This is a genomic window from uncultured Anaerovibrio sp., assembly GCF_947302755.1.
GTDB lineage: Bacteria > Bacillota > Negativicutes > Selenomonadales > Selenomonadaceae > Anaerovibrio.
Map to the genome: position 1 here is coordinate 1 of NZ_CAMYWM010000117.1, position 7958 is coordinate 7958.

General features: G+C 39.8%; 5 protein-coding genes. 2 read left to right on the forward strand and 3 right to left on the reverse strand.

All coding sequences use genetic code 11. The annotated features are described in order from the left end of the window. Nucleotides 1–108 precede the first annotated feature (108 nt). The 3 genes from Q0Y54_RS10260 to Q0Y54_RS10270 form a co-directional block, all read right to left on the reverse strand. Nucleotides 109–1542 (reverse strand): restriction endonuclease subunit S, encoded by a 1434-nt coding sequence (locus Q0Y54_RS10260; RefSeq protein ID WP_297967301.1) that lies wholly within the window; start codon nt 1540–1542, stop codon nt 109–111. Nucleotides 1543–1995: 453 nt separating this feature from the next. Further along, entirely contained in the window at nt 1996–3432 is a 1437-nt protein-coding gene (locus tag Q0Y54_RS10265; protein ID WP_297967305.1) for a class I SAM-dependent DNA methyltransferase, read from the reverse strand. A gap of 23 nt (nt 3433–3455) precedes the next feature. Beyond that, complete coding sequence (locus Q0Y54_RS10270) at nt 3456–4016, reverse strand: type I restriction-modification enzyme R subunit C-terminal domain-containing protein (protein WP_297967308.1); 561 nt, start codon at nt 4014–4016, stop codon at nt 3456–3458. Nucleotides 4017–4375: 359 nt separating this feature from the next. Between Q0Y54_RS10270 and Q0Y54_RS10275 the strand changes: the two genes are divergently transcribed. Together Q0Y54_RS10275 and Q0Y54_RS10280 are read left to right on the forward strand one after the other, a co-directional pair. Further along, the gene (locus tag Q0Y54_RS10275) at nt 4376–5374 is read left to right on the forward strand and encodes an AIM24 family protein (RefSeq protein ID WP_297967310.1); all 999 of its coding nucleotides are present in this window, start codon (nt 4376–4378) and stop codon (nt 5372–5374) included. A 288-nt stretch (nt 5375–5662) separates the two neighbouring features. Beyond that, on the forward strand, nt 5663–7648 hold the full coding sequence (locus tag Q0Y54_RS10280; protein ID WP_297967313.1) for a hypothetical protein: 1986 nt from the start codon (nt 5663–5665) through the stop codon (nt 7646–7648). Nucleotides 7649–7958 lie beyond the last annotated feature (310 nt).

Consider the following 7958-nt stretch of genomic DNA (forward strand, 5'->3'; position numbering starts at 1 on the left):
TTGTAGTTTGTTTTCCCCCACCTAAAGAGGTGGGGGACATCTTAAAGCTCGTTATAAGGGCCCTAACCATCTTATTTTTGGGATGGCTAGGGCCTTTTCGTATGCTTTCTATTTGGTTTTGGACAGCTTGTCGCATAGAGGCATAAGTTCCTCTATTTTGGCAACAATGCGTTTTTGTTCGGAAAGTGGTGGGATAGGAACAGGTATACTGTTCATTTTTGCTTGATTCATTTTGGGTTGAGCTGTGCCAGTAACATAGGGAGATAAATTAATAGTATTGATATAGTACATAAGATATACCATATATATTGAACTAAAAACATCTATAACATGAGCATGATTATTGACCCAGTACTTACCTTTTGCAATAAACGCAATAGGTTTACTGCGCATTAATAAGTTAGCGCCATCTTCTCCAATAAGAAGCAAGTCTTTACTAAATAAGTATCTATCAACCTTATCTATTACACCTGATGCACCATAATAATCGTAGATTTTATCCAAATTTTCTCTTTGACTAACAGATAGAGGTATGCGCTCATTGTCTCTGTTTATTGTTATTTCACCAAATCTGCCCCATTCCCAATTCTCTGGGATATCAAATGGAATTTCATCCTCAGTAATTGGTGGCAGTGGCTTAGATTTCTTGATTTTCCCTTCTTTGATGAGTTTTTCTTTCTCAAGTTTAATTTCTTTCAGAAGTTCTTTGGCAGTGCCTTCCTCAGATCGTTGTTCAACCAGTTTTCCTTCAATGGCATATTGGAGAATGCTTTTCTTCATGTCCTGAGGGAATTTTTCATTTAAGGCCGTAAGCTGGGAATAGGCCTTGTCGTATTGGTCAACAAGAGGCAAAAGCTCCTCTATTTTGGCAACAATGCGGTGCTGTTCGGATAGTGGTGGGATAGAAATAAGCAAATTGTTCCAGCCATCCTTATTTATAATTGGGGTGGCTGTACCTGTAGAATTCGTTTTTAATGCCTTATAAAAATAATCAGATATTAACACCATATAAAGGTAAAGACTGGACACTAAGGTAGGTTTAATTGCATTAATTTGCTGATTAAAACCGCATATTTCTGTTATTAAGGCAGCTTTGCCTATTGACCCTCCTATGCAAACTTGAGCAATATCACCTTTTTCGAGTTTACGACTATGAGTTAAGCCTTCATCAGTTAGTTTTTTTTCTGAATTATAAGATATAATTCCATTAGCTGAAATATTACCAGGACCTATAAACGGTATAGTTCCATTATAATATTCTGCATTGCTAGTAGCTGGTGTTTTGCCAGTTATCGTAATACCTATATCTCCTAACCGTACCCATTCCCAACTATCAGGAATCTCAAAAGGTATTTCATCCTCCGTAATAGCTGGCAATGACTTGGATTTTTTTATTTTCCCTTCTTTGACGAGCTTTTCTTTTTCAAGTTTTATCTCGTTCAAGAGCTCCTTGGCAGTACCTTCCTCTGGGCGTTGTTCCACCAGCTTTCCTTCAATGGCCCGTTGCAATATGCTGTTCTTAAGCTGTTGTGCCGTCATCATATATATTATATCCTTTCTATAACTGCAATAACTGCCTATGTTATTATTTAAAACGATATAGGCAAATAAACTTATTTAATAAATAAATAATGGTCGATACTTTATATTATTGCAATGGATATGTTATAATTTAATTGCTGCTTTTCCTCTATACTACGGTAGCAGAGGGAGGTGCCGAAATGTCGTTGGCCGTTTTCATTTTGTCTGTGTTGGCAAGTATAGTTGCTTACTATATTTGCAAGTGGTTTGACAGACACCTGCTATAAGCAGCCAGCCCCGACTGAGCACGGCCGTTAAAAGTGCAAGACCCTCGAAGATGAGTAGTTTTCCAGGCCATTCATCTATCGAGGGTCTCTTTTTGTGCCTAATATGCCGTTAGTCAATTCTTTCAAAAATTATTATAGTTTTTTTATAATAAAATGTCAATAAACGTGCAAGAACCCCTGTGACAAGTTATTTTACATTTAATTTTGCCGTTATAGCCTCCAGCACCTTATCAATCTTAGCATTAAGCGCCTGGCGGTGCTCCTGATAGCTCTTGATTAGCTCCATTGGCTCCAGTATTTCTTCTTCTTCATGAGGGAAACCACATAAATCAAGGTTAAAGTCATTATCAGCAATTTCCTTGGCAGAGAATTTCTTTGCCTTTGGCCATTCATCAATAACGATTTCCTGTCTGTCATTCCACCAATCCTTAACCTTATCAAAATGTTCAAGCTTCATTGGCTTTGTCTTGGAGAAATGCTTGTATCCTTCCGGCATATCCATACGATAGAACCACATATTTTCAGTAGGAGCAGTATTGTCAAAGAACAGAATGTTAGTGGTGATACCGGTATATGGTGCAAACACACTTCCAGGCATACGGATAATGGTGTGCAGATTGAAATCCTTAATCAGCTTTTCCTTGATGCTGGTTTTGGCATTATCATTGCCAAATAAGAATCCATCAGGAAGAATAACTGCAGCACGACCATTTTTTTTCAATCTGTACATGATTACAGACATAAAAAGATCGGCAGTCTCACTGCTGGCCAAATCATCCGGGAAGTAACCTTTGACAGAGGCATTTTCATGTCCACCGTATGGAGGATTCATCAAGATTTTGTCGAACTGGTCCTTCTCGGTATAATCCAATAGATTGTTGGTCAGAGAGTTGCCGTGGGCTACGTTTGGATTCTCCATCCCATGAAGGAGCATATTGGTGATACAGAGCAAGTAAGGGAATGGCTTTTTTTCCATGCCATAAAAAGAGGCATTAATCTTTTCTATGTCCCCAGTGTTTGATTTCTGCTTTTCAAGCTGTTTGATCCAGCTAGTCAAGAAACCGCCAGTACCACAGGCAAAATCGGCCATGGTTTCGCCAATCTTTGGCTCAATCATTTCCGCCATGAATTCAGTCACGGCTCTAGGGGTGTAAAATTCACCAGAAGAACCAGCAGACTGCAATTCTTTCAAAATGGACTCGTAAATATCGCCAAAGGCGTGAGTTTCAGAGGTATCCTCCAAATCAATCTCATTCACAACATCAATGACCTGACGAAGATACACGCCACCCTTCATATAGTTATTGGCATCTTCAAAGGTAGTTTTGACAATGGCCTTTTTCATTGGAGTATCAGCAGTAACAGGCAGTTCTTTTAAAGTAGGAAACAGGGTGTTGTTGACAAAATCCAGGAGCTTATCGCCCGTCAAGGAGCTGTCTCCAGCCCAGTTACGCCAACGGCATTCTTCTGGAATAATGGACTCATAATTATCATCATCAAACTCCCAGTTTTCTTCCTTGGCATCGTAAACCTTGAGGAATAAAATCCAAACCAGCTGTTCAATTCTCTGGGCATCACCATTGATACCTGCATCCAACCGCATAATATCTCTAATTTTTTTCACAAAACCGCTAATAGCCATTTATTCTAACCTACCTCATCCTCATATAAATCATCCTTGAGTTCCAAAACAGCCGCCTTGTATTCATTGTTGCCACCAAAGAGCTTGGCAATCTTACTAGGGGCTCCGAACTTGGCAAAATCGGAAAGTTTCAAGATTTCAGTCTTTTCAATTTCCTTGATGCCAAGATCCATGTATTTCACCAGCAGTGTTTCCAATACTTCCTTGGCCGCACCGCTATATTTTGAGAAAATATCCTTCTTTTGGATATTCTCGGCTCTTTCCCTACGGGTGAGAGGCTTCTTGCCATAAGTCATTGACTGCTGCAAACCAAAAGAAACAGAATGATTGTTGTCTTTTGCTTCCACAACAGCAATAGGCTTGTTGTCAGAAAGGTACAATAAATAATCAACCCGTTTAGGACTTTCACGCCTGGTCAGGTTGCCTTTGACATTCACTCTGCCATCAGTAATCTTGGTCTCCATAGTAATTTTCTTGGAATTCCACTTGGAGGTAATAGCAGGGGTAATAAAATGAAGCTTGGTGTCTTCTTCTGACATTTGTTTTTTGGTCAACACAGTACTCATATCCATACACCCCAAATATACAAATACGTTCAGATAAGTTGCACTTTCCAATTAATTTTAACAATGTTTAGAGTTAGTGTCTATAAAGGTCTGGGTAAAAAATGCCAATAACAAAAGACCTTTAAGAATTTTCTTGGCGACAATCTTTCATTTCTTCTGTTGTTGCTGATGAAATGTGGGTCAAGTTGGTCAAATCTGCTATTGAGCTACTTGAAATAAGGAAATGTGCAGTTCTCGATGAAGTTCTCGAAAAAAATAATCAGTGAGTCAATGGGGCAAAAATTGTAATTGTTAAATAAATATTGTAAGATGGTCATGGGTAAATATTTTTATGTGACTTTATTTATGGGAGGAATAGTATGTTTTGCACTAATTGTGGACAAAAATTGCCGGATGGGTCTAGATTTTGTACTAGTTGTGGCACAAAACTTGGTTCAACAACATCAAATACTGGGCAGGTAGAAAATGACACTATGTATAATGGTTCTTTTACCGTAAAGCAAGAGGAAGGAACAAATAGATGTTGTGTATCTGAGTTAGGCGCAGTAAAGGTATATGAATACAAAAAAGATTTATCAACAAATCCACTTTCAGCTATGTTTGCGTATTATGCATCTGAAATGAATATACGCAAACGTCAAGTCTGGATTGAATTAAAAGATGATTCATATAGACTGCAAGCTGGTGCTATGCAGATGATGATAGGTAATATTTCTGCTAAATCAGATGTAATGAGTGCAGGAGATTTTTTGGGGAAAATGGTTAAGAGTGTCGTAAATAACGAGTCAGCTGTGAAACCACTGTATTCGGGTAGCGGTACATTAATTCTTGAACCAACGTATAAGCATATTATTTTAGTTAATCCTAAAGACTGGGATGGCGGAATAGTTGTGGAAGATGGTATGTATCTTGCAAGTTCTGGTGATATTAATATTGATATGCAGTCTAGAGCCAATTTTTCTTCGGCAATTCTAGGCGGAGAGGGATTATTTAATACTAAATTAGTTGGTGATGGAGTTGCCGTATTGGAATCTTCCGTACCATATGATGAATTGATGGAAATTACGCTTGAGAATAGTATAGCAAGAATTGATGGTCCATATGCTGTTGCTTGGTCTGGCAATTTGGACTTTACTGTAGAAAAAGTCAATAAGTCGTTTATTAGCAGTATGGCAACTGGCGAAGGGGTAGTTAATGTATATCGAGGTACAGGTAAAATCCTTGTGGCACCTATTGATGATTTAGGTGAACAAAAAGCCATAGATAATACATCATCTTCAAATGCAAATCCAAATTCACAAGCAGCTTCAAAAGCAGGATCTGCATTGAAATTTATTAATAATTTCCTGGATGACTAAATTTCTCCTGTTTGGTGACTCTATGGGTAGAAGAAATGCTTAATTGACCAGTTTTTGTATTAAAATAAAATATGCTACAATTTAAGGAAGGAGTACCATTTTAAGGTTCTATAGAAGATGTATCACCAAATGTAAAGGCTGTTCTTGACGATATGAAAAGGAAGGGGGCTCAAAAAGGTCTTGCGGAAGGTGAGAAAGTTGCAGACCGTAGCTCGGAGTTATGAATGCTGAATAAAGGTAAAGTAGGGGCTATAACAATGGGAGTGACGATTGAGGGAGGAAAAGAACATGATAAAGCGATTGCAACGCAATAGACTGGAATTTCTGTGCGTGAGTTTATTCATTTTCATGTTAGCATTTATTATTGGCGGATGCGGCAGCAAAATTAAAGCAGAGCTTGAAAAAAGCACAGTAAGTTCAACAATGCTTCCTATGAACAAAGAGGCGCAAATTGTTGCCATTATGGTAAATGAAGCCTATCGCCGAGAGATTGTAGCGACTCTGTACGCCCAAGCGGTAGCGTCCTATGATACGGACAAGGGAACACCGGCTGAATACGACGCACTGTTAAGGAAAACCGCCGAGGCTCATAATCGCGCCTATAAAACTTCTCAAGTTGCGCTATACTTGGCGGGTAATTTGATGAATGCCATGAAACAATCGGGATATGCTACTTTTGTTTTGCCGGAAAAGAAAGAAAAGCTACTGAGTTTGGAAACACTGTTTTTTTCCAAAACTTATGCTGCTTATCCTTACGATAACAAGTCCTACAGTGAGGCGGAGCGATTAGCCAACGATATTATGAGCGCGGGCAATGGTAAGGAGCTTACCGATCGTTGGGCGAAATTACCGCCGGAGGAAAGGTTGGAGCGCATTGCTAAATATCTCCATAAAGACAAAAAAACCGCTAGAGATGTTTGGCAAAATATTTATAATGAAAAACACGGAGTTTTAACAGGGGCTAACGCCAACGCCAATACATTGAAAGAAGTGTCAAGTGACGTAGCCTACCGTACGAGTGCTGTACTCAAGACAGCAGGAAAAGTAGCAAAAACTGTCATTGCTACGAAAGTAGCAGCGGCTACCGGCGGTACTCTAGGCGGTGTGAATGTAATCGTCAAAACAGTGGATACGTCCGCCGATGCCGCAAACACCATATATATCGTGTTTACCGGAGATGAGAGCGAATTTTGGTCAAATGCGGTAGCCTGTACGGAAACTGCTGACTCGGTGACGAGTATTTTTACTGGTGGACCGGATACGAATTTTGAAAAAGCTCAGGCTTTAGCCAAGGGAAAAATTCTCAAATTAGGCGAAGAGGGCATGGCGAGATTGATAAAATACATTAATGCCCTAGACAAAACGGAAGAGATAAATAAAATTATTACAGTTGCCGACAAGGTAGATGGAGCCGCTGACGGAGCAGTAAAGGTTTTGCGTATAGAAAAAAAGAAGAAGGACGATGGCTCAACAGAGATGAAGGCAACGACTGTTGACGCCAATGATCCTAAATTGGAGGATAAACTTGAGGACTTAGGTATAGACAAAGAAAACGTAAAGGAAATCAAGGAAACAGCGGAAAAAGTTACCAAAGAAGCTACAAAGGAAGAAACATCGGAACTTACATCTTCTGATTATACAAATGCAGCAGAAAGTGTTGAGCAGGAAGGCTTTGACACTAAAGAAGCCGCCGAAGCCGCTGTCAAAGATTTAGACGAAGCTAACAAAGAAATCATCAGAGAAGCCAAAGAAGAGCTAAAAGAGGAAAGCTCCCAGCGGGAGGGCACACTGCGCGCTTTCCCTTATGACGATACTGCAAGCGTCAACGATGATGAGCAAGATGCAGCCTTTGACAAGGCATTAGAGAAGCGTTCGGAGGTTGATGAGCAGGCAGTCGATAAAGAACAGGAAAATAAGGAAGATAATAAAGGAGAAGATAAGGAAATCAGCGGTGCCGAATCGGGAAAAGAAAGTGGCGAAGTATCTGGTAATGACACCGATCCTCCTTATGCAATAGAAAAGGTCATAGGAGCTTCTTACAGCAAAACATTTTCCGGCGAAGGAATAACGGTAACAGTAAGTTATCGTGTAATAGATACCGGCGGTTGGATAGCCATTTCCTGTACTAATTCGGAAGGTATGTCATTCATAGCGGATGTCACTTCTTATGACCCTATCACGGGAGTTGGCATTGCTGAAGCCAATGGAGAAGCTGGTACATTCCGTATTACGGGTGAACCGGGCAATATGGTACTCCACTTAGGTGACAATTGACACTATACTCGCAATCAGTAACCCTTACAGATGAGGGGGAAGGCAAGAGTTTTTAGCAAAATTAAAACAGCTGAGGTTATTACTACCTTGCAGTAATACCGGTCTCAGCTGTCGATTCCAATGAGGGCTTGCACATTCTTTATGAAGAAATGAATAACGAATACCCGGAGTACACCGTTAATATCGTGGCAGACGTGGATATTTCGGATTAAAATTTCAGACATATTGAGTAGGAGGGAGATTTGAATAAATCTCCCGACCTCTCACACCACCGTGCGTACCGTTCGGTACACGGCGGTTCTCTAGTTTT

Bases quoted from the DNA above. Each gene is read 5' to 3' on its own strand.
- Q0Y54_RS10260 (WP_297967301.1), bottom strand. From the start codon at position 1,542: ATGATGACGGCACAACAGCTTAAGAACAGCATATTGCAACGGGCCATT.
- Q0Y54_RS10270 (WP_297967308.1), bottom strand. From the start codon at position 4,016: ATGAGTACTGTGTTGACCAAAAAACAAATGTCAGAAGAAGACACCAAG.
- Q0Y54_RS10275 (WP_297967310.1), top strand. From the start codon at position 4,376: ATGTTTTGCACTAATTGTGGACAAAAATTGCCGGATGGGTCTAGATTT.
- Q0Y54_RS10280 (WP_297967313.1), top strand. From the start codon at position 5,663: ATGATAAAGCGATTGCAACGCAATAGACTGGAATTTCTGTGCGTGAGT.